The sequence below is a fragment of the Vulcanococcus sp. genome (assembly GCF_044369115.1).
Lineage (GTDB): Bacteria > Cyanobacteriota > Cyanobacteriia > PCC-6307 > Cyanobiaceae > Vulcanococcus.
Genome location: NZ_JBIPMN010000244.1, coordinates 1 through 2774 on the forward strand (window position 1 = coordinate 1; position 2774 = coordinate 2774).

At 60.4% G+C, this 2774-nt stretch carries 2 protein-coding genes; both read right to left on the reverse strand.

Features of this window, described 5'->3' with window-relative positions; genetic code table 11:
• Positions 1-551: 551 nt before the first annotated feature.
• Positions 552-2354, reverse strand: a complete 1803-nt coding sequence (locus ACIQ2E_RS13930; RefSeq protein WP_398331793.1) for an ABC transporter ATP-binding protein — start codon at positions 2352-2354, stop codon at positions 552-554.
• A gap of 136 nt (positions 2355-2490) precedes the next feature.
• Complete coding sequence (locus ACIQ2E_RS13935; RefSeq protein WP_398331796.1) at positions 2491-2622, reverse strand: hypothetical protein; 132 nt, start codon at positions 2620-2622, stop codon at positions 2491-2493.
• Positions 2623-2774: the final 152 nt, after the last annotated feature.

Below are 2774 nucleotides of genomic sequence, written 5' to 3' on the forward strand. Positions count from 1 at the left end.
GCAATCACGAGTCGCCCACAGGCTCTGAACCTGAAACTGAATCTTGCGGCGAGCCCTGCTGTGATAAGCGAGAGTTGGCGAACGGTGGATGCGCAGCCTCCCCCCATAGCCATGAGACCCAGGGCCCGCCAATAAATGCACTGTGTGCCCGAGACGCTGAAATTCCTGAGCATAAAGGGCCGCAACGCGCTCGGCACCACCATAGTAACTGGGAGGAACTGGGATATGGGGATCAGCGATGAGCAGGATTCTCATAGCAACGGGCTTTCACGCAGCGCTTAAAGATCTTATAACAACCACATAAATCCAGAGGCGCGGCAATTAGAGTGGCGAAAGATTGGGCTTCTACAAGGAGCTTTACGAGAACTTCACCCCATACATTCGGAGTGAGACCATCAATAGCCACCAAGGCAGCACCACCTCCAAAAGTTCCTTGACCACTCCCCTTCCGGGTTGCTGCAGGCCAATTCACCCATAGCAATTCAGCCCAGGATTGCGAGCCAAGACAATGGCTACCGGAGGAATGCTTGACCACATATTTAGGCGCTCCACTAATCCAGAGCGCTCTTAGATGAGCGACAGGAAGACTGAATACCACTCACCGATTTACTATTTATTTCGACCAGCCGATCGCAGTCGGACAGGGTGCTTAACCTATGCGCAATCATCACCACCGTAAGCCCTCTACTTGAACCTGCAATCGCACTCATCACTTCCTTTTCTGTAGCATGATCGAGAGCACTTGTGGCCTCGTCGAGGACTAAAACCTGAGCGCCGCGATAAAGCGCCCGGGCGATGCCAATCCGCTGTAGCTGGCCGCCGCTAAGCCGCACCCCACGCTCGCCCACAGGCGTGTCGTAACCGAGCGGCAGACTCTCGATGAAGTCGGCAATCTGCGCCTGATCGGCCGCACTTTTCACCTGCTCCCTGTGGAGCTGCCCCGCCGACACGCCAAAGGCAATATTTTCGGCGATCGAGGCATCCGTGAGAAAGATGCTCTGGGGCACATGAGCAATACTGCTGCGCCAGCGTCGCAAGCGCTCGCCGCGCAGAGGCTCACCATCGAGCAGGAGCACCCCCTGCGTGGGTTCCAAAAGGCCCATCAGCAGGTCCACCAATGTGGTCTTGCCGCTGCCGGTGTGGCCCACGATTCCCAGCCGCTCGCCGCGGCGGATGGTGAGATGCACATCGCGCAGCACCCAGGGCAGCTCCAAGCCGTAGCGGAAGCTCACGCTCCGCAACTCCAGGCTGTGCCTCAACGGCAGCGGCGATGGCGGTGGAGCCAGATCCTCAGGGGCGATTGGTTGCTCCAGATACCCCAGCACCGAGTGCAGCGCGGGCTGGTTCAGCCGCAAGCCACTCCAGCTGCCATAGATCAGCTGCAAGGTCGGCAGCAAGCGCTGGGCACCCAGCGCCAGGCCCCCCAGCACCGGTAGCGCCCCGAGAAAACCCGCACGACCGTTCGCCAGCACCAGCGCCGCCAAGGCGATCGCCGTCAGGCCAATGGCCTCCATGGCGTAGCGGGGTGCCAGTGCCAGAAACTGTCCCTCGCCAAGTTGCCGACGCAGGCTTCGGTCGGCCTGGCTGTAAGCGCTCGTGTAATTGGGCTGGCTGCCATTGAGGATCACATCGCGGATCGCACCCAACCCCTCCTGCAAGCTGCGGATGCGCTGGCTCTGGTCGGCCACGATCGCCTGCCCCAGCCGGCGCAGCTGCCGCCGGCTGCTGGCCAGCATCAACCCGTAGCCACCGCCCACCACCAGCGCTAAGGCCAGGCTCACTCCGGGATTGAGGGAGAGCAGCACGGCCACGAGCGCCAGGCTCACCAGCCCGCCGCTGAGCAGCTGCAGCAGGCCATTGAGCATGAACACCACTTGATCCACCTCGGTGGCCACAGCACTGATCGTGTCGCTGCTGTTGCGCTTCAAGTGCACCGCATAGGACTGATACAGCGTGCGGCGATACATCTCGATGCTCAGATCCGAGCCGATCGCATTGGCTAGGGCTATCGAGGCCCGCAGCGCCAGCAGTCGCACCACCCCGGCCAGCAGCGCCGCACTGGCAAAGGCCACACACGCAGGCAACACCAGATCCGTCGGCCCAGCCCAGCCGAACCAGGCGGCCAGCGCCTGCACCTTGCCCGTACCCCAAATGCGCTCTGGTTCGGCCAGCACCCCCAGAAACGGCACCACCGCCCCCAGGCTCAGCATCTCCGCCAGCGAGCTGGCCAGCAGCAGCCCCACCACCAGCAGCAGCTGCAACAGCCGCCGCCGCGAGAAGAGGTTCCAGAGGCGGCACAGGTCGCGGCGCAGGCTGAACTCATCAGGCATGGCCATGTCAGTTAGTTCCTGCATCCAGCTCAACTCAACAAGCAGTAGAAAAATTGTTCCGTGGGGATTGGGCTCGATCTCCACTCAGGCGCCACACATTTTAGCCCAGAAGCCCAAAGATCACCGCAATGAAGCATCGCGGGAATTGTCAGATCAGCGCCTAGGCCAAACCGAGAAAGCTCGGCTTGTAGCGACCGGCGATGTCGCGCCAGGCGAGAATCGCAAAGAGCTCTCGATAACCCCAGAGATCCTTCCAGCACTGCTTGTCGAGACGATTCGGCTCCAGAACCAAATAAGCCTCTGAGTGCGGCCGAGAAACGAAGAATAACGAAGAGTCAAACCATGAAGACACTAAAACACATAGATACAACAAGGCCCTAAGATCGCAACGGATAGGAGAGCGGTGCTCAATCCTCAAGCCGTTGCATTCTTAGTCTGGCACAG